Origin of the sequence: Solibacillus sp. (assembly GCF_040273735.1) — a bacterium.
Classification (GTDB): Bacteria; Bacillota; Bacilli; order Bacillales_A; family Planococcaceae; genus Solibacillus.
On sequence record NZ_JBELZM010000011.1, the window covers coordinates 79,087 to 98,378 of the forward strand.

Genomic DNA, 19,292 nt, shown 5'->3' on the forward strand with positions numbered 1-19,292 from the left:
AGTATGATGCTTTGCCGGCTTTCTCAAGTAAGGAGGAATTTTAATGGACCAGTGGATAGCGATTCTTCAGGAAGTAACATTTCCGATCTTTATATCTTTTTATTTACTGTATCGGATTGAAACAAAACTTGAAGCGATTCATACAGCACTTGTATCATTACATCATCCCGCAGATAGAGCATAAAAAACTCTTCACAATGTTGACACACATCCTTCTTCCAATAACTATTGAGAATATACTAAATATTGGGTAAGATGAGAGTAATGTTCAAAGAGTGGAGAGAGAGAAATGAAAACGAAAAAAATTGTATTCGCACTTATGCTCTTGGCAGCGACAGTTCTCACAGCATGCAGCAATTATCAGTTTAAACCGACGACCAACTTTGAGATTAGCGGGTTTACGATGACCGATCACCGTAACAATGAAGTGACACTGGAAAGCCTAAAAGGGGAACCATGGCTGGCAATGTTCATCTTCACAAGTTGTACAACCATTTGCTCGCCAATGACGATGAATATGACCCGGATACAGGACCACCTCGAAAAAAAGGGGCTGGAAGATTATAAAATTGTCGCGTTTTCAGTAGACCCGGACTACGATACACCAGAGCGTTTGACAGAATATTTATCGCGCCATACACCAGTTGATGAATCAAAATGGCATATGCTGACAGGGTACGATCAAAAATTTATTGAACAATTTGCTAGAAACTCATTTAAAACACCTGTCCAGTCAATTGAAGGGAATGACCAAGTTATCCACGCTGATACATTTTTCCTAGTGGATGAAAAAGGAATTGCCGTGAAAAACTATTCAGGTTATGGCACGGGAGAAGATGGTGTTCCATATGAAACGATTGCGAGTGATATGGAAGCACTCATTGAAGAACGTCTAAAATAATAGTGAAATGTTAGATTAACTTGCGAAAAAAGTGCAGCTGCTTTTTGAGCAAGTTTTTTTGTGGGGTTTACTGCGGACATTTCTAATAAAAGAGCGAAATATGCTAATATCATTCCATATTTCATTAAAAAGCACACTGCATTAGCTGAAATAATTCAATCCGCATATACAGGATGCAAGAAATAAAAAGAATTTTCAAAACTCATTTTCTATGATATAGTATACGAAATTACATACTGTGTAAGTTACGGTGCTTGTGAGAACAAGCTGAAAAGGGAAACCAGTGAAAGTCTGGTGCTGTCCCGCAACTGTAAATCGGAGTTCGTGATATTCAACCACTGTCTAATGATGGGAAGGATCACAAGAACGTTGATGATGAGCCAGGAGACCTGCCGGAAACTAGTACACGCCAATACCTACGTGGAAATAGGTGGTGATTTTGTGCGAAAGTGAGACAACTTCCTTTGATAATACAAAGGTTTCTTTTGTCAATCTCTTAAACATTCACACCCCTCTTTCATTTGGAAAGAGGGGTTTTGGTTTTTATGTAACAAATTTAAGGAGGAATTGTTTATGAAAACAGCAGTAATTGGCTATCCGTATATTGGACCGAATCGTGAGTGGAAGCGTGTAACAGAGGCGTTTTGGAAAGAACAACTATCTTTAGGAAGTTATGAACAGGAAATGAAAAACTTACGCATCGCTCAACTTCAGCAGCAACAGGATTTAGGGCTGGATATTTTAACAGTAGGAGATTTTACATATTATGACCGCATGCTTGACTTAGCCGTTATGTTTAATATGATTCCATCAAGATACGACCACCTTTCATTGCAGCATCATTTAACCGCGTATTTTGCAATGGCGCGCGGTGCTGAAAACGTGGTGGCAAGTGAAATGACGAAATGGTTCAACACGAATTATCACTATATTGTACCGGAATACGAAGGACAGAAACTGGCATTGCAACACAACTTTTACGCGCAATATATACAGGAGGCAATAGAAGCAGCCGGCACAATCCATCGTGTGACTATTATCGGTCCATTTACATTTTATAAACTGACGAAAGGTGTTGGCCCAGAACAAAAACAACACTATATTCAGCAGCTGGTAATGGTATATAAGGAGTTGCTTCAGTCGTTGGAAGCAAGTGGTGCAACGTCGATCCAGCTTGAAGAACCAAGCCTTACAAAAGACCTTACGTCCGAAGAAATAGCATTAGTTCAGCATTTCTATCATCAAGTATTAAACGGACTGACAGTCGAAACGATCTGCACAACTTATTTTGAAGCGTTATCCGATTATGAAACATTGATTGATTTGCCTGTTGATGGCTTTGGACTGGACTTTGTTCATGGGAAAAATGAAAATCTAGCAGCGTTAAAAAAGTTTGGTTTCCCAAAAGATAAAGTTCTATATGCAGGTATTATTAATGGTCGGGACATTTGGAGAGCCGAGTTGCAGAAGCAGTTGGCACTGATTGCGGAAATACGTTCCTATGTACCATTTTCACCAATCCATCTACAAACATCGTGCAGTCTACAGCATGTGCCAGTTACAACAGCAGGAGAGGATGGCATTTTGCCAGAGCTGCTAAATGCTCTAGCATTCGCCAATGAAAAAATTACGGAACTGCAAATGATTAAAGGGAAAATTCTTCAGCCCGAAGTCCTTCATATCCAGGCGTTTTTAGAAAGCGAAAAAGCAATCCGCACCTTGGCACTTCATGAATCGAGACAAAAGAAGGCTGTACATGCACATGTAAACGCATTAACACCGGAATCATTTAACCGAGCAGATAACTACAACAAACGCAGCAAACTGCAACGTGCCTTTTTACAGTTACCAGACTATCCGACAACAACAATCGGGAGTTTCCCGCAATCTGCAGAAGTTAAGAAAAACCGTAGTTTATGGCGAAAAGGGGAAATTACAACAACAGAGTATGAAGCATTCAATGCGAATGAAACGGCACGTTGGATTGCGATTCAGGAGCAACTTGGCCTTGATGTCCTTGTCCATGGAGAATTCGAGCGAACAGACATGGTGGAATTTTTTGGTGAAAAATTAAACGGATTTGCTTTTACGAAAAATGGATGGGTAGTTTCGTACGGATCGCGTTGTGTAAAACCGCCAATTATTTACGGAGATGTTGAATGGATAGAACCGATGACAGTTAAGGAAGTAAGTGCGGCACAATTACTTACGGAAAAACCGGTCAAAGGAATGCTGACAGGACCCGTTACAATTTTAAACTGGTCATTTGTAAGAAATGATTTACCGCGCTCAGAAGTTGCTTATCAAATCGGCCTGGCACTAAGAGAAGAAGTAAGGGCACTTGAAAATGCGGGAATCTATATTATTCAAGTAGATGAACCTGCTTTGAAAGAAGGCATGCCAATCCGTAAAAGTCTGCATAAGGCTTATATCGATGCGAGTGTAGCAGCATTTAAATTAGCGACAAGCGGTGTACGGGAAACGACCCAAATTCATACACATATGTGTTATTGCGAGTTTAACGATTTTATTGATGTAATAGAATCATTGGATGCGGATGTAATTTCAATTGAAACGTCACGAAGTCACGGGGAGCTGATAAAAGTACTGAAAGAAACACCATATGGACTTGGAATTGGCTTAGGTGTATATGATATTCATAGCCCGCGTATTCCAACTGTGGAAGAAATGGCGGCCATTATAGAAAATAGTAAAAGAGTAATCGCAAAAGAACAATTTTGGATCAATCCCGATTGTGGTCTGAAAACACGTACGGAACAAGAGACCATTGCATCATTGAAAAATATGGTGGCCGCAAAAAAGCGTCTAAAACAGTTGAATTAGGGGCGGTCACTATGAGTCGAATGAAAAGAAATTACACCCCTGTTTTTTTGACAGCTATAATGAATGGCTTTACAGGAAGTTATACAAAAAGCCTTAAAGAGTTACGAGATGAATTGATGGCGACATACCCAACGGATGCAAAGGAAATTCAAAAAGCCTACTATTCTGTAAAAGCTGTGTTAGTAGGCTAAATAAATTTTTTACAAACAGATAGAAATTACAATGCCCGTTGCAATGCAATATGCAACGGGCTATTTGTAATACTCATAACGAATTAAAAAGTCCCTTTAAATTTCTCGGGTTTTACTACATAGCCTTCAATAATAAACCCGCACTCGGTACAAATAATGTATTCGATATTGCATCCTAAACTTAATTTATTAACAGGTGACATAACACTGTACCCGCTATGTTTGCCTTTTCCTAATTCCGTGCCGCCGCATTTTGGGCATTCTTGTACATTAGCAAAGTTTTTCATCTCCATCAACCTTTCAATAAAAAATTAATCCGCCACAATGTCTGTTTCCGGCAGCTTTTCATCACCTTTTTCCTGTAATCCCTTCGTATATTTTTGCACAATTACATTAATGTAAAAGAACATCCCCATTAAAATGCCGGAAAACACCCATCCTGCAACTCGTTTATAAACCAGCATGTCACCAAAGCTGTCAATTCCATATTTCCGTAAGAGAAAGACCGTAATTCCTGCCATTACAAATCCACGAATAATAAAGACAATCTGAATGAGCTGAAACCATTGAAACATCCCTTTTTGAAAGAACAATGTTTTACTGTCCTTTCGTGAATGACCTTGCAAATAAGCAAAATCAACTGCAATATAAAGAGAAAAAGGCTGCTTCACGATGAGCAAAATTACATAAAGAAATGTGTAAAAAAGTCCTAAATAAACATTATTCCATATCATCTGCTCGGCTGAGCCGGATAGTAAATCGACCGTAGTACCAATCAGCATAGAGCCTAAAATAAACAAGCCTGTCATATTGAATTGACGATCCTTAGCAAAGCGGTAAACAGTATAAATTATTCCGGGAACAGTGGACAGCAGCATCGCAGCATAGTCACCAAAAAGCTCTCGGCCAAACTTCCAGATCGCATAAGGTAAAACTGCATAAAAAAGTAATTCCAGGAAGATAACATATTTATTCGACTGTGAATTATTCGCCATAAAAGCCTCCATTACCATTATAAAAGTTGTTTATAATATTATATTACTTAAGATTATCCGACACTATATTTCATAAGATAATAACTTGAAATAAAGCATCCAAGCAAATGGATAAAACTTAAAATTACCTTACAAATAACTCGTTTCTTGTTATGTAATATTCTGTATATTCTTCTACGTATTACCTTAAGAGAAGTTTCAAAATTTTAATTTAACAGGGGGAGAGGTAAAAGGTTTGAAGGAACAAAAAGTAAGTAGGTGCTAAAATACTATTAGCTTTTTAAAATATTTATGTTACAATAACTTTCAAATAAAATAATTTCCTTCGGGGTCGGGTGAAATTCCCAATCGACGGTGATGAGTTTATCTCTAAGCCCGTGAGCCACTTTATGTGTGCAGGATTTTGGTGCAAATCCAAAGCCGACAGTTATAGTCTGGATGGGAGAAGGAATGGCAACACATTTTTAAAATTTTATTTTAAACGTGATTTTTTGCTATACACTTTTCCTGTCGCGCCTTGTGACGGGATTTTTTATTTCCATTGAAAAAATAATTTCCTTCGGGGTCGGGTGAAATTCCCAATCGACGGTGATGAGTTAACCTCTAAGCCCGTGAGCCACTTTTGTGTGCAGGATTTGGTGCAAGTCCAAAGCCGACAGTTATAGTCTGGATGGGAGAAGGAAGCAATGTCAGCAGTTTTTTGAAAATTATCTTCAAGAAGCTTATTTGATGATGCTCAATTTTCCTCTCATCGAACTCCGAATTCAATCGGGGTTCTTTTTTTTATTTTAAAAAGAGGTGAGCAGGATGTTTACAGGAATCATTGAAGAACTTGGAACGGTTGATACAATCAGCCAGTCCACACAAGCGATGGAACTAGCCATTCGCGCAAGCAAAGTTTTAGAGGATGTTCAAATCGGGGACAGTATTGCCGTTAATGGTGTCTGTCTGACAGTGAAAGAATTCTCGCCATCCGTATTTTTAGCGGATGTTATGCCGGAAACCGTCAAAGCAACAAGCCTCCAGCAATTAGCAGCAGGTGTGCCTGTCAATCTGGAACGGGCAATGTCGGCGAATGGTCGTTTCGGCGGACATATTGTTTCGGGCCATGTTGATGGAATTGCAACAATTCAACGTAAAAGACCCGTCGCCAATGCGGTTTATATTGATCTGGCAATGGAAAAGCATTTGATTGCTGAATGTATTAAGAAAGGCTCGATTACAGTGGACGGCACGAGTTTAACAATTTTTGATGTGACAGATACATTCATTACCATTTCCTTAATCCCTCATACGTATGAGCAGACTGTATTAGGCTTTAAAAAGCCAGGAGATGTTGTGAACATTGAAACAGATCTAATCGGAAAATATGTAAAAAAACATTTACAAAATCAATCGGGAAGTACAATTACAATGGACTTTTTGCAACGTACCGGATTTTAAAGGAGTGGTGATAAATGAATACGATTGAAGAAGCAATTCAGGCATTGAAAAACGGCGAGATTATTATTGTGTCAGATGACGAAAATCGTGAAAATGAAGGGGATTTTCTAGTTTTAGGAGAATTCGCTACACCGGAAAATATTAATTTCATGGCACTTTATGGAAGAGGGTTGATTTGTACACCAATTTCATCTGCAATTGCAGAAAGGCTTTCCCTTCACCCAATGGTACAAAGCAATACCGATACATATCAAACTGCTTTTACGATTAGTATCGATCATATCCATACAACGACAGGTATAAGTGCATTTGAGCGTTCTAAAACGATGTTAGCATTACTGGATTCTGCAACAAAGCCGGAGCATTTTCATCGTCCGGGCCATGTTTTCCCGCTCATTGCAAAACAGGGAGGCGTGTTGGAGCGTCGCGGCCATACGGAAGCAGGCGTCGATCTGGCGAAGTTATGCGGTTCGGTTGAAGTCGCGGTCATCTGTGAAATTATGAACGAAGATGGTTCAATGGCCCGCATGCCGCAGCTCGAAAAGATAGCACAAAAACATAACCTGAAATTTATTACAATCGAGGACTTAGTTCAATATATAAAATTAACTACTGTAATGGTATAAAAAGGAGCAATTAAAATGGGAAAAACATTTGAAGCACAATTAGTCGGAACAGATTTGAAAATCGGAATTGTCGTAGGGCGATTCAATGAATTTATTAATGATAAATTATTAAGTGGTGCAATTGACGGCTTAAAACGTCATGGTGTTGATGAAGCAAATATTGATACAGCATGGGTTCCAGGTGCTTTTGAAGTACCGTTCGTAGCGAAAAAAATGGCTGAAACAAATAATTATGATGCAGTTATCGGATTAGGTACTGTCATTCGCGGATCTACAACACATTATGATTATGTATGTAACGAGGCAGCAAAAGGAATTGCAAAAGCGGGCTTGGATACAGGAGTTCCGGTAATTTTCGGCATTGTCACAACAGAAAATATTGAACAGGCGATCGAACGTGCTGGTACGAAAGCAGGTAATAAAGGCTACGACAGCGCGATGTCCGCAATTGAAATGGCAAACTTGAATAAAATGTTCTAATAAATATTATTGCAGGCCACTCCAAAATTTTGGGGTGGTTTTTTCTTTGCTTTCAATAACAAGTTTACAAATTATTTCCTGTAAATTACTATTACGTTATACGATATACCGCGTGACATAATAGCTGGAGGAATGAATATGTCTTATAATGGCGGACCGATGACTGAAGCAATGTATTATGTGTTATTGGCGTTAATGCGTCCTAACCATGGTTATCAGTTAATGCAATCCATTTCAGGAGTATCAAATGGCCGTTTAACAATGGGGCCCGGAACGTTATATGGTGTCCAATCACGAATGCAAAAGGACAGATTAATCGCTTTGTCAAAAGACGATGGGCGGAGAAAAATATATGAAATTACAAAAGAAGGTGAGCATGCATTAAGAATAGAATATGCTCGTCTAAAATCTCTGATTTTCGACAGCAGTATTTTAGAGGAGAGAAACGATGACTAAAATGGTGCGCAAAATCCGACCAACCAACTACTGGCGAATCGGAGAACATGAAAGCTGGTTTTCGGATATGTCGTTACAAGGGTTGCACATTCATAAAATGGGAACTAATTTAGCCACTTTTAAAAAAGGCGACCCGAAGCGAATCGAATACCGGATTGAAGTGACAGACAGGAAATTAATTACTTATGAGCAAATTGATCTGTACGAGGAAAACGGCTGGGAGTATGTCACAAGCTATCAATGGTTTCATGTTTTCTCTTCGCCAACTGAAAACAATGCGCCCGAAATCCACACAGATTCTGCAGAACAGGCATTTACATTACAGCGGCTAAGTAAAAAACTCGTATTTAATTTAATATGGATTTCTCTGGGAGTAGTCCTGATTCTGGGTATGCTTTTGACGATGTGGTTTTTGGATGGAACCCCGATCTTACGGTTAGTTGAAGGATATGTCGTTCAGCAAAGTATCCTTGCTCTCGTCTATATTCACTATGTTTTTTACGCGATAAGAGCTATACTAGCGATTAAAGAATTGAAGGAAAGTTTAATAGAAGGCAAAGCCATCAATCACCACGCCCCCTGGAGAAAAACTTTGCGGAAAAATAGTGTATTTTCGGTTGTTCTCATAGGAATTATTCTTATAAGCGGCTTAATGCCATTTTATCAATTAAAAAAAACGGATACCTTTACACTTCCAAAAAATGAAGAAAACTTACCGTTTGTCCGTTTAGCCGATATCGAACAAAATTCACAGTTAACCCGGGATGGATATTCTAGTGATGAAGTTGATTGGGCGAACCGCTATACAACAAATTGGAGTATCTTTGCACCCGTGCAGTTTGAGACAGATGAAAATGGAATAATTAAGGATGAAATGTGGTTGGATAAAAGCGGTACATACTCACCGAGCGTTTCTACTGAAATATACAATTTAACATTTCAGGTGTTCGCTAAACCATTGCTGTCTGACTTGATGGAGTGGCATACATACGGAGATGAGAGGGAAAGTTTTATCGTAAAGAAACACCCTGGTTTTGATCACCTTGTTACGCGCGAGGATAAAGAATGGAAACAATTAGTTGCTTCAAAAGGTAAGGTGGTTATGTATATACGTTATTACGGATATGCAGAGCTTGATGTACTAGTGGAAAATGCAGCTCAGAAAATATTGCTGCTTGCGGATAGTTAGTTCCAGGCAATGTAAAAGGCAATCTTACTTGGGTAGGGTTGCCTTTTTGCTTAGAACATTTCAATTTTTTTATTGCGTCAGGGAGTGCTAAAATGGTTTCCTGGTCCAATTTATTTATTTACAAACATTCCCTGCTATTCTATTGTTAGGTCAGATATATAGGGGGGGAGAGCGATGGCGGAAATAGTACACAGAATAAGACCCGGGCAGTATTGGCGTATCAAGGAACATGAAAGCTGGTTTTCAGATATGTCCGAGCAAGGGTTGCATTTTTATGAGATTGGTACTCATTTTGCAAAGTTTAAAAAAGGCGACCGCAAAAGAATGGATTACCGACTGGAACTGGCAAAAAGCAAATATATCTCGAGTGAAAAAATACGCTTATTTGAAGAAAACGGCTGGGATTATATTGCGAGTGACCGCAATTTTCACGTGTTTGCTGCTCCGACTGATCGTAAAGTAAATGAACCACCAATAGATCGAGAAGAGCAAATCTCAATAGCAAAAAAGGCTTTTAATAAAACATTATTTAATTTTATAGTTAATTTAATTGCAATTATTGTAATCACTACGTTTTTCATAAAAATTATTGAAAACGGAAATATTACTGTTTCGCAACTGATAGATGGATTTACACTTGCCCCATTGTTAGTCTTATTTGTTAATTTTATACAAATACTTCCGATAGGTAAAAGCTTATTTGAAATTAATCGTTTGCGGAATGAACTTAAAGATAGGAAAGTAGACGATCAACAAATACCATGGGAAAACTTTTATTGGTCAAGTATAGTCTTCAGTTTCTTATTATTAGTAATTACATTAACTATTGTGTTTATACCGATTTACCAAATATGGAGTATGAAAACAAACCCTTTACCAGAAGAAGATACAGGGCTGCCAATTGTCCGTCTTGCTTCAATTGAAAATCAGCCGCATCTTAAAAGGAAGCCATTTTATTTCGAAGGAGAGGATTTGGGGAGCACCTACTCATCACAGTGGAATATTTTCGCTTCTGTACAATATGATTCAACAGAAAGGGGCGTTATTCAGGATGGGGAATGGTACGATCCAAATAATGCATATCAACCATCAATCTCATCGGAAGTTTATAAGTTACGGTTCCATTCCCATGTTAGCTCATTAGTTAATGAGTTAATAATCAAGCATACATATGGAAGTGAACCTGCAAGTTTTAAAGAAAGAAAACACACAGCTTTTGATCGTCTGCTAATTAGGGATAATTCTTTTCACAAAGATTTTCTATTTGTAAGGGGTCGGATCGTGATGTATATCAATTATACTGGTCAGGTTGAAGATAATGTAATCATAGAGAAAGCTGCAGAAAAAATGGCATTGCTTGCTGACGATTGAAGGAATCGCTAGTAATATTCAAATAATCATTTAAATCATCTAATATCAATTTGACATCTTCTAATAAGTTACCGATTTTCTAATATATGGCACTTGTTCTAATAATGCTCTTAGATGTTCAATTAAACATTCGGAATATGCTAATAAACCTTTGGTGTTTTCTAATAAATATAAAATTCTTCTAATAAAATCAGTCACAGGTCATATCATCAGAATTCATACAAGTAACGCCACACTAGCAATCCATTAAACATAAAATTCCCCTAGCTTCATTTTGATGAACATGTTACCATATTTAAAAATTCAGAAAATGAAGGTGAGTAAATGGAGAATCTTGTGTTCTTTATCATTGCGTGTGTTCTTCTGATTGTATTGCCGGGTCCTGATACAGCGATCGTTACGAAAAATACGATTGTTAACGGGCAAAAGGGCGGATTTCAAACGATGGTCGGCTCTTGTGCGGGGTTAACCGTCCATACAATTGCGGCGGTTGCGGGGCTATCGGCGATTATTGTAAAATCTGCCGTGGCATTTACAGTGCTGAAATACGTTGGAGCAGCTTATTTATGCTATTTAGGTATCAAAACATTAATGAGCATGCGTGCGAAAAAAGCGGATACGGGGGAAATGACGGACATTCCGGAAATTGAAGCTAAAGGAAATTCATATTTTAAGCAGGGTCTCATTACAAATATCACAAACCCTAAAGTAGCAGTATTTTTCCTGACGTTTTTACCGCAATTCCTATCAAAAGGGGCAGAACCATTTTGGCCATTTTTGACAATGGGAATTATCTATATTGTTTTAACATTTATTTGGTTTGCGCTCTATGTATTTTTATTAAACAAAATCCGCAATTTCATGAAAAAACCTGCTACACAATCGGTGATCGAAACGTTAACTGGAGCGGTTCTAATCGGCTTTGGCATCAAACTTGCATTTGAAAAACAGACGTGATAGTCAACATGTGCGTAATTCACAACCACATTGCCTTTAAAACGCAATAGCCTTTCACCGCTTATTCTTTTTTAAAGAAGGGTATAGTTCCCTAATTCTAGAAAAAAGGATGATGAAAAATGGGCTTGTATATTACAATGTGGATAGCCATGATCGCTGTAATAGTAGTAAATGCGCTATCAAATACACTGCCGTTAAACGGGCAGACGGCATCAGAAATTTCGAATCGATTAGAAGTATTATTTACGCCAGCAGGCTACGTGTTTTCAATTTGGTCTTTAATTTATATACTGCTTGTCATATGGCTGATTACTATATACCGCAAAGTGAAAGACAATCGTTTTAAAGGAAAAGTGGGTATTTTATTTATCATCAGCTGTATATTTAATATTGCTTGGCTGTTCAGCTGGCATTATGAACAGTTTATACTATCCATTATCGTAATGTTCTTTTTGTTATTTACACTCATTGCGATTTACCAGCAGTATAAAAACACGGAGAAAGGTCTTTCAGAACGCTTTCCGTTTTCATTTTACTTGGCGTGGATATCTGTAGCGACAATCGCTAATGTAAGCTATGTGTTAAAATATCATGGTGTCGATTTGGGGATTTCAGAGGTAATCGGATCACTCGTACTTGTCGGGGTTGCGGTGATTCTCGGTTATCTGGCCGTTGCGATTTCAAAAGATATTTTCTTTACACTCGTCATCGTATGGGCACTAATCGGTATTGCGGTAAAAACAGATGAGACGACAATGCAGAACGGTACAATTGCATTAACTGTAATATTAATTATCGCGGCGCTCATTCGCTATATGCGTATGAAGACAAAAAGGCTAGCCTAATGAATAAGGGTTGTAGAAAAGTCGGTGATGACTTTTACTACAACCCTTTATTTTGACATTATTTAAAAAATACAATTGACATAAAGCCCATGTAAAAACATAGTGTGAGCGCAAAAGTCATGGCAGCCGATACAACGACCGGCAGCTGTTTAATATAACTTATGATGACAAGACCGATGAACAGTGCAGTCAACAGGAAAAATCCTAATCCAATACCAGTCATTTGCAGATAACCTCGCATGCCGGCTTCAATCGAGCTACGGTAGAACATTTCAAAAAACGGCGAGATTTCCTGAACATAAAAAGTGGGTGGCTGTTGTTCACTATATAGCGCGGTAATGAATAAAATCAACACGAGCAAAACTGTTTCGATTCTTACCCACGTACGTGGTTCAAATAATGGCTTGTCCATTTTCAGTTTAATAAGCAGGCCGTTTGCCAAAACAATAACAGTCAAAGGTACGAGCAGAACATGCTTTATGAACAAAAAATGTCCATAATTACTCGACCAGCTTGTCACATAGCCCGGTACGATTGTGTCAGTCATAAGAACACCTGTTAATGCAACAGCAGTAAAAGCTACGAGAGCAACAGGGGAGAACCACTTCAAAAAAGCGTCCCAGTTTTGCGCATCTTTTGAGAAAAAGCTCATCAGTACTAAGATGCCGAGCCATACACTGATAGCAAGAAGGTGAACAAAATCCAGTGCCGACCCGACAATGCCTGTCATCGAACCTGCATGACTAATATAGCCAATTGCCGCCATAATGGCGATTAAAATAAAAATTGACATGAACGCTAAAAGCTTCGTAGGTTTCTTCATAAATTGGCGAATCATTATAAGCAAAATAAACGTAAAGCCAATGACCGCGAGCCATGAATGGCCAACTTTAAATTTTATAAGCAGCATAACCACTGATTCCATGAAGCCAAACTGTGGTGTCAAAATTGTCAGCAATTGAATATTCGGTACAAATGTGACAACCGGCAAGATGACCGCGCTAACAATGAGCCACTTTGCAGAAACATCAATTTTCGGACGAACTGTTTCTGGGATACAGTACAGGATAAATGAGCCCATAAGAAGTGCTAAACTAACATAGAGTAAAAATTGACTAAAAATGGTCAATGCTATCATTTTACATTTTTCCGTTTAGCAATCGTGAAAATACTTACTATTATAATAAGAAGTAAAAGGGCTCCAACGATATATAGTAATGTATTGTTTGATGATTCTTCCTCATCTACCGCAGTCGTTTCCGCTGCATTATTTTCTACCGTTTCGTTTACTTCTACTTGCTCTTCATTTTCTTCTGTAACTTTTTCTTCGACCGGTTCTTCAGCTACAGGTGCATCAACCGTAAATGAGAATTTACCTGACAATGGATGGCCATCAGAACTAATACTATTCCACTCAACAGTATAGTCATCATTTGGTAATGGGGAATCAAAAGTACCCGTTAATACACCATCGACTAAATCCATCGTAACCGTTTCTATTTCTTCACCGTTACTTGAAATGACTTTAAATGTACTGCCTACTTCAATTTTCCCGGCGTATGTAAGTTCGATCGCCTGCAATGTTTCTGTTACAACTGCTCCATCTTCTGGGTTTGTCGTGTCTAAGTACGTATGTGCTGCTACGTTCGGTACAGCTAAAAATAACGCAGCAAGAATCGATAATAATATTGTTCTCATATTAATATGATTCTCCTTTCATAGGTTTTTTTACTCAATCCATATTGTAGCCGAACAATAAAACATTTGCACTGTTTCCGCTTTTTAAACTTGAGGAAATGTCAGTAAGAGAGAATTGTTATGCTATAATATTGTCACAAATGAAAAGGGGAACAACATGAAACATTTTGTAGAGGATATTTATTTAAATGGACATAAACAGGCGGTTCTGCTTTTACATAGTTTTACGAGCAATGCGAAAGAGATGCACTATATGGCACAAATGCTTCATAGTAAAGGATATACAAGTTATGCACCAAATCTGGCAGGGCACGGAGCATCACCGGAACAATTATTTGCAAGTTCTATGGAGCAGATATGGAAACATAGCAGACAGGCAGTTCAATTTTTAATCGATGAAAAATATGAAGCGATTACGGTAATTGGCCAGTCATTAGGTGGTGTACTAGGAATAAGACTGGCAAATGAATTCCCTGAAGTGAATGCTTTATGTATTATTTCTTCACCAGTATTGGAGCGGCCTGTGGAAGGTCTGGAACAGCGTGTTGTCTATTATTCCAAGAGGTATTTACAAAATAGAGGAAGTTCTGAACAGGAACTGCAAGATTTTTTAGACGATCACTTTCCAAGACCTGCCGAAAAACTGATTGCACTGCAGCAGTTTATCGTTGAAACAGGAAAACAGCTTCATTTACTGAAACAACCGCTTTTCCTGGCAAAAGGTATGCTCGACGAACCGGTTTTCCACCAAAGCATTGATATAATTGAAAAGACTGCAATTAGCAAATCTATTACGAAAAAAAAATACGCCAACAGCGGCCATCTTATTACATTAGGAAAAGAACGCGAATTACTGACGGAAGATATCATTCGATTTATCGAGGGAACAGAAAAAGGAACTGTCTAATTTTAGACAGCTCCCCGTGTTATTCTTCTTCGTTGTTAAACCATAGTGGGTCATTGTCATCTACATCGCCATTATAATTAATAAAAATCTCTTCGCCGGCTTCAATATCTTTATAAGCAAAGAAATCGAATGTTTCGTTGTCGAAATTAATTTCATATGTGGCATTCGGCTCATAAGAATGGTTAAATAGCATCCCGTAGCCTAATAGGATTGCAGAGCGTCCAATGCCAAATTCAAACGCATAATCCGCAAGATTCGTTTTTTCAATATGTTCATGCTGCTCGTTTGGATAGCTTAATACTGGTGCTTGGTGGAATAACGTTCCTTTAGGAATTGCATTAATCGCAAAAATGCCGCGATTATATTCACCATCACTTATCGGGGAATTCTTTACTTCGATCATATTTTTTCGCCTTCTAACTTTTAAGATTCTTTCTTACTGTAACATGTATTATAGAAGAAAGGTTGATTTATTACTTATTTTAATTACATAAATAATTCATGGGAAGGGTGAAGTTCATGCAAAAACTGCAATTTGAAGCTGCATGGGATAAAACAATTTCAGCTCAGGACCGATTATTAATCGAACAAGCTTTTCATAAAACAAAAGAACAGGATAAGTGCATTTCCTGTTACATAATTCGAACGGCCACTAATCATAAAGAACAGAAGCTCATTATAACGCTTATTCATAATCGGACAGATCAACCACTTAATTTCCATAATAGGGAAGTAAGCATTATAACAGAAGCGGGGAAAATTACTCAAAATTTTACAATTGATGCACTCAAAATTCCTCCTTATTGTTCAATGCCATGGACTTTTATTTTCGACGAAAGTATTAATTTTGTTTTCACAGAAATAAAACAGATGTATATTGAAATATAATAGGATTGAGGTGAAGGAATCGATGCATGAAATGAATGCAGGAATTTGGCTCACATTCGTAACCCCTATCTTTTTAATCACTGCATTATATTTTACACTGTCTTTTTTTCAGCACTTGAAAATCGATAATGTTCGATTAATGACACAATCTAAGTGGGGTGCAGTCATCTCACTGGCGATTGCATTAATTGTACCGGTGATTTATCAAATTGTTGTTTATTATCAAGTCATGAATTATTAAACATGGTAAAAACCAAAAGACCGCTATGTAAATAGTGGTTTTTTCTTCTTCTAACTCCAAAATCACCCTATATATCTCATAATTAATTTGTAAATAAATACAAATAAATACGTTTTTTTACGTTAATCCGCAAAAAGCATACTATTCCAGTAAGGATTGTTTAAATTAACTGTTGACATTGAATAAAAGCATCTGTAAACTTACGAATTAAGATTACTGAATTGCTAGAAAATTCTATTTCCAGTAAAAGAAATACATCAAATTAAATTAAGTGCCTAGATTTTTTTTGTTTTATATCCATACTATTTTTATAGGTATTATATTCATTGATTAACGGAAAAGTAGTATACACCGTAAAAGGTGAACTGTCAGAACAGGAATTGCTTACACTCACTAAAAAATTTCTTTATTAAAGGAGAATCTTTCATATGACATTTTTTAATCAAGAAACAATCGCTCTCCATACAGGTCAAACAGTTGATCCGGTAACACGCTCGCGTGCAGTTCCGCTGTATCAGACAACTTCGTATGTATTTGATGACACGGAACATGCAGCAAACCTATTTAAATTACAGGAAAGCGGCTATTTATATTCGAGAAATGCCAATCCGACAAATGCTGTATTTGAAGAACGTCTTGCTGCATTGGAAAACGGTGTAGGAGGATTTGCGGTCGCTTCAGGACAGGCGGCCATTTTAATTGCTGTACTGACTGTCGCACAGGCAGGCGATGAGATTGTAGCAACGAACGCCCTTTATGGCGGCACCTATACATTGTTCTCTAAAACATTGCCTCGCTTCGGTGTAACAGTACGCTTTGTCGAAGGATCTAACTTACAGGAAGTTGAAGCAGCAATCAATGATAAAACACGTGCCGTATTCACTGAAACAATCGGCAATCCGAGCTTGCAAATTGCAGATATTGAAGGATTGGCACAAGTAGCGCACCGTCGTGATGTACCGCTTATTGTTGATAATACATTTGCGACACCTTACTTATCAAAGCCGATTGAATTTGGAGCAGATATTGTAGTACATTCCACAACGAAATTTATTGGCGGTCACGGAACTTCTTTAGGCGGCGCGATTATTGATGGCGGTAAATTTGAATGGAAAGCACCTCGATTCACAAGCTTCGTAGAGCCAAATGAATTAATCGGCAACCGTTCATTTGTTGAAGCAGCAGGAGAAAAAGCATTCATTGCGAAGGCACGCTTTGAACTAGGGCATGATCTAGGCGCCACATTATCACCTTTCAATGCATGGCTCTTCATTCAAGGTCTTGAATCACTCGCAGTGCGCGTTCGTCAGCATGTTGTGAACGCACAGGCAGTTGCTGAATATTTATCGGAACATGATCTAGTGGAATGGGTAAATTATCCGACACTACCTGGTAATGATCCTAACAATTTAGTAGAGAAGTATTTACCAAAAGGGGCAGGTTCGATTTTCAGCTTTGGTATCAAAGGCGGACTAGAGGCAGCAAAGGCATTTATTAATAATGTTCAGCTACTTTCACATGTTGCCAATGTTGGCGACTCGAAGTCACTTGTCATCCATCCGGCAAGCACATCGCATTCACGACTATCACCGGAACAGCAATTGGCGAGTGGTGTAACACCTGGTTTGATCCGTTTATCAATAGGTTTGGAAGATATTGAAGACATTAAAAACGACTTGGCACAAAGCTTGCAAAAAGCTGCCGAAGTTGCTCAAATAACAAAATAATAGGGGGATTTAAAAATGGCGATTGCAGTTGTAGTAAATGATGAAGGTATTGTAACACCGATTGTGGAAGGAACAATTTTACGTATTGTTCAGCAGGACCATTCTGTAGAAGATTTGCGTAATCCGGCACTTGATTTAACAGAAGGACGCCGTGGCGCAACATTACGTAAAGCAATTGAACTGGGAGCGACAACTTTTGTTGCACCGCCTGAAACTTTCTGTGAATTATCTTACAAAAAAGCACAGGAAGAGCAGATTTCGTTTATTAACATTCCGGCAAACCAATCTTTTGCACAGGTGGCAGAACAGATAAAATCAGGCACAATTCAACAATCAAACGAATTACCGGCTGATGAAGTAGTAGCAAGTGCACCGGTTACAAAATAAGGGGGGAATTAAAATGACAAAAGTAGAGTTTATTACAATGGCGCCAACTTCCGGCGATAGTGAATATGTAGGAAATCAAACGTCAAATAAAGGTGTACAAACATGGTCAGGTGTCGGTGTTGATTCGGATCGTGAACCTTCTGTAGATTATATTGCAAAAGTTGCACAGGCCGCTGAAAAAGCAGGCTTCTCAACGTTATTGTTACCGATTGGCGGAAGCTGTGTAGATTCATTGGTTGCTGCATCGCATTTGACTGCACATACAAAGACATTGAATTACCTGATTGCAGTTCGACCTGGTTCTACTGCGCCTACGCAACTGGCAAAACAGTATTCATCAGTCAACTACTGGACGAATAACCGAGTATTTGTCAATGTCGTAACAGGCGGAGCGCCAAAAGAACTTGAAAATGACGGGGACTTCTTATCACATACAGAACGTTACAAGCGTACACGTGAGTATATTGAAATTTTAAAACGCCTGTTTAACGGGGAAACATTTGATTATAATGGCGAGTTCTACACATTAAAAGGTGCAAACTTACCATTGCCTGTTAAAAATGCACCTCCGATTTTCTTCGGCGGTTCATCACCAATTGCAAAAGAAGTCGCAACAGATGTGGCTGACGTCTACATGCTTTGGGGCGAAACATTGGAAACGACAAAAGAAGAGCTGGAATCGGTTGTTAAACTGGCAAAAGAAAAAAATCGCGATCTTTCATACAGTGTTTCATTCCAGGTCGTTTTAGGTGAAACAGAAGAAGCAGCATTTGAAAATGCGAACAAAATTATTAGCCAAGTGGACCCGGAAGTATTGGAAGCAAAACATGCCAATACAGTAAGCAACGGAGCAGTGGGTGTGAGCCGCCTTCATCAGTTGATGCTTGAGTCAAAAGACAATAATTTCGTGATTGCACCGAATATTTGGGCAGGGTTGACACAAGTGTTATCGGGCAATTCGATTGCGCTTGTCGGCACACCACAGCAGGTAGCTGAGCGCATTGTGGAGTTTGTCGACTTAGGCTTTGACAAAGTACTGCTTCGCGGTTTCCCGCATTTGGAAGTAATCGAAGAAATTGGAGAGAAGGTCATTCCACTTGTTCATGAAATATTGGCTAAACGCGAAGAACAGTTAGTGTAGGAGGT

General features: G+C 38.5%; 23 protein-coding genes and 3 riboswitches. Of the genes, 18 read left to right on the top strand and 5 right to left on the bottom strand.

What is annotated here, in order from left to right; translation table 11 throughout:
• The first annotated feature begins 43 nt into the window (after positions 1-43).
• From ABS917_RS12050 to ABS917_RS12065, 4 genes are all read left to right on the top strand, one after another.
• Positions 44-184, top strand: coding sequence for a YvrJ family protein (locus ABS917_RS12050; protein ID WP_008403759.1), 141 nt, complete (start codon positions 44-46; stop codon positions 182-184).
• Positions 185-289: 105 nt separating this feature from the next.
• Complete coding sequence (locus tag ABS917_RS12055; RefSeq protein WP_350479205.1) at positions 290-901, top strand: SCO family protein; 612 nt, start codon at positions 290-292, stop codon at positions 899-901.
• Between the two features lie 231 nt (positions 902-1,132).
• Positions 1,133-1,312: riboswitch (cobalamin riboswitch) on the top strand.
• A 162-nt stretch (positions 1,313-1,474) separates the two neighbouring features.
• On the top strand, positions 1,475-3,745 hold the full coding sequence (gene metE / locus ABS917_RS12060) for a 5-methyltetrahydropteroyltriglutamate--homocysteine S-methyltransferase (RefSeq protein ID WP_350479206.1): 2,271 nt from the start codon (positions 1,475-1,477) through the stop codon (positions 3,743-3,745).
• 11 nt (positions 3,746-3,756) lie between these two features.
• The gene (locus ABS917_RS12065) at positions 3,757-3,936 is read left to right on the top strand and encodes a hypothetical protein (protein ID WP_350479207.1); all 180 of its coding nucleotides are present in this window, start codon (positions 3,757-3,759) and stop codon (positions 3,934-3,936) included.
• Positions 3,937-4,019: 83 nt separating this feature from the next.
• On the opposite strand, the gene ABS917_RS12070 is transcribed toward ABS917_RS12065, so the two are convergent.
• Positions 4,020-4,223, bottom strand: coding sequence for a transcription initiation factor TFIIIB (locus ABS917_RS12070; RefSeq protein WP_350479208.1), 204 nt, complete (start codon positions 4,221-4,223; stop codon positions 4,020-4,022).
• A 24-nt stretch (positions 4,224-4,247) separates the two neighbouring features.
• Positions 4,248-4,931, bottom strand: a complete 684-nt coding sequence (locus ABS917_RS12075; protein ID WP_350479209.1) for a VC0807 family protein — start codon at positions 4,929-4,931, stop codon at positions 4,248-4,250.
• A 317-nt stretch (positions 4,932-5,248) separates the two neighbouring features.
• Positions 5,249-5,385, top strand: a riboswitch (FMN riboswitch).
• Positions 5,386-5,482: 97 nt separating this feature from the next.
• A riboswitch (FMN riboswitch) is annotated at positions 5,483-5,617 on the top strand.
• Between the two features lie 121 nt (positions 5,618-5,738).
• On the opposite strand from ABS917_RS12075, the gene ribE reads away from it, so the two are divergent.
• The 8 genes from ribE (at position 5,739) to ABS917_RS12115 (ending at position 12,298) form a co-directional block, all read left to right on the top strand.
• Positions 5,739-6,374 carry a riboflavin synthase gene (gene ribE, locus ABS917_RS12080; protein WP_350479210.1) on the top strand — a complete coding sequence of 212 codons (636 nt, stop codon included), beginning with the start codon at positions 5,739-5,741 and terminating at the stop codon, positions 6,372-6,374.
• A 14-nt stretch (positions 6,375-6,388) separates the two neighbouring features.
• Positions 6,389-7,000, top strand: a complete 612-nt coding sequence (gene ribB, locus ABS917_RS12085) for a 3,4-dihydroxy-2-butanone-4-phosphate synthase (RefSeq protein ID WP_350479211.1) — start codon at positions 6,389-6,391, stop codon at positions 6,998-7,000.
• 15 nt (positions 7,001-7,015) lie between these two features.
• Entirely contained in the window at positions 7,016-7,480 is a 465-nt protein-coding gene (gene ribH, locus ABS917_RS12090) for a 6,7-dimethyl-8-ribityllumazine synthase (protein ID WP_079526989.1), read from the top strand.
• Between the two features lie 138 nt (positions 7,481-7,618).
• Positions 7,619-7,936 (top strand): PadR family transcriptional regulator, encoded by a 318-nt coding sequence (locus ABS917_RS12095; RefSeq protein WP_350479212.1) that lies wholly within the window; start codon positions 7,619-7,621, stop codon positions 7,934-7,936.
• Positions 7,929-9,125: a DUF2812 domain-containing protein gene (locus tag ABS917_RS12100; RefSeq protein ID WP_350479213.1), complete on the top strand. Its 1,197-nt coding sequence runs from the start codon at positions 7,929-7,931 to the stop codon at positions 9,123-9,125. The genes ABS917_RS12095 and ABS917_RS12100 overlap by 8 nt, the downstream gene beginning before the upstream one ends.
• Before the next feature lie 174 nt (positions 9,126-9,299).
• On the top strand, positions 9,300-10,496 hold the full coding sequence (locus ABS917_RS12105; RefSeq protein ID WP_350479214.1) for a DUF2812 domain-containing protein: 1,197 nt from the start codon (positions 9,300-9,302) through the stop codon (positions 10,494-10,496).
• Positions 10,497-10,820: 324 nt separating this feature from the next.
• On the top strand, positions 10,821-11,453 hold the full coding sequence (locus ABS917_RS12110; protein ID WP_350479215.1) for a LysE family translocator: 633 nt from the start codon (positions 10,821-10,823) through the stop codon (positions 11,451-11,453).
• 119 nt (positions 11,454-11,572) lie between these two features.
• Positions 11,573-12,298, top strand: coding sequence for a TspO/MBR family protein (locus tag ABS917_RS12115; RefSeq protein WP_350479216.1), 726 nt, complete (start codon positions 11,573-11,575; stop codon positions 12,296-12,298).
• 58 nt (positions 12,299-12,356) lie between these two features.
• Here ABS917_RS12115 and ABS917_RS12120 read toward each other — a convergent pair whose 3' ends face one another.
• Positions 12,357-13,436 carry a copper resistance D family protein gene (locus ABS917_RS12120; RefSeq protein WP_350479217.1) on the bottom strand — a complete coding sequence of 360 codons (1,080 nt, stop codon included), beginning with the start codon at positions 13,434-13,436 and terminating at the stop codon, positions 12,357-12,359.
• The gene (locus ABS917_RS12125; protein WP_350479218.1) at positions 13,433-13,996 is read right to left on the bottom strand and encodes a copper resistance CopC family protein; all 564 of its coding nucleotides are present in this window, start codon (positions 13,994-13,996) and stop codon (positions 13,433-13,435) included. The genes ABS917_RS12120 and ABS917_RS12125 overlap by 4 nt, the downstream gene beginning before the upstream one ends.
• 157 nt (positions 13,997-14,153) lie before the next feature.
• On the opposite strand from ABS917_RS12125, the gene ABS917_RS12130 reads away from it, so the two are divergent.
• The gene (locus tag ABS917_RS12130) at positions 14,154-14,903 is read left to right on the top strand and encodes an alpha/beta hydrolase (RefSeq protein ID WP_350479219.1); all 750 of its coding nucleotides are present in this window, start codon (positions 14,154-14,156) and stop codon (positions 14,901-14,903) included.
• A 19-nt stretch (positions 14,904-14,922) separates the two neighbouring features.
• On the opposite strand, the gene ABS917_RS12135 is transcribed toward ABS917_RS12130, so the two are convergent.
• Positions 14,923-15,306, bottom strand: a complete 384-nt coding sequence (locus ABS917_RS12135; RefSeq protein ID WP_079526970.1) for an SET domain-containing protein — start codon at positions 15,304-15,306, stop codon at positions 14,923-14,925.
• A 116-nt stretch (positions 15,307-15,422) separates the two neighbouring features.
• On the opposite strand from ABS917_RS12135, the gene ABS917_RS12140 reads away from it, so the two are divergent.
• The 5 genes from ABS917_RS12140 (at position 15,423) to ABS917_RS12160 (ending at position 19,287) form a co-directional block, all read left to right on the top strand.
• Positions 15,423-15,791: an SLAP domain-containing protein gene (locus ABS917_RS12140; RefSeq protein WP_350479220.1), complete on the top strand. Its 369-nt coding sequence runs from the start codon at positions 15,423-15,425 to the stop codon at positions 15,789-15,791.
• 22 nt (positions 15,792-15,813) lie between these two features.
• Positions 15,814-16,032: a hypothetical protein gene (locus ABS917_RS12145; protein WP_350479221.1), complete on the top strand. Its 219-nt coding sequence runs from the start codon at positions 15,814-15,816 to the stop codon at positions 16,030-16,032.
• A 428-nt stretch (positions 16,033-16,460) separates the two neighbouring features.
• The gene (locus ABS917_RS12150) at positions 16,461-17,759 is read left to right on the top strand and encodes an O-acetylhomoserine aminocarboxypropyltransferase/cysteine synthase family protein (protein WP_350479222.1); all 1,299 of its coding nucleotides are present in this window, start codon (positions 16,461-16,463) and stop codon (positions 17,757-17,759) included.
• A gap of 15 nt (positions 17,760-17,774) precedes the next feature.
• Positions 17,775-18,146, top strand: coding sequence for a chemotaxis protein CheY (locus ABS917_RS12155; RefSeq protein WP_350479223.1), 372 nt, complete (start codon positions 17,775-17,777; stop codon positions 18,144-18,146).
• Between the two features lie 13 nt (positions 18,147-18,159).
• Entirely contained in the window at positions 18,160-19,287 is a 1,128-nt protein-coding gene (locus ABS917_RS12160; RefSeq protein WP_350479224.1) for an LLM class flavin-dependent oxidoreductase, read from the top strand.
• Positions 19,288-19,292: the final 5 nt, after the last annotated feature.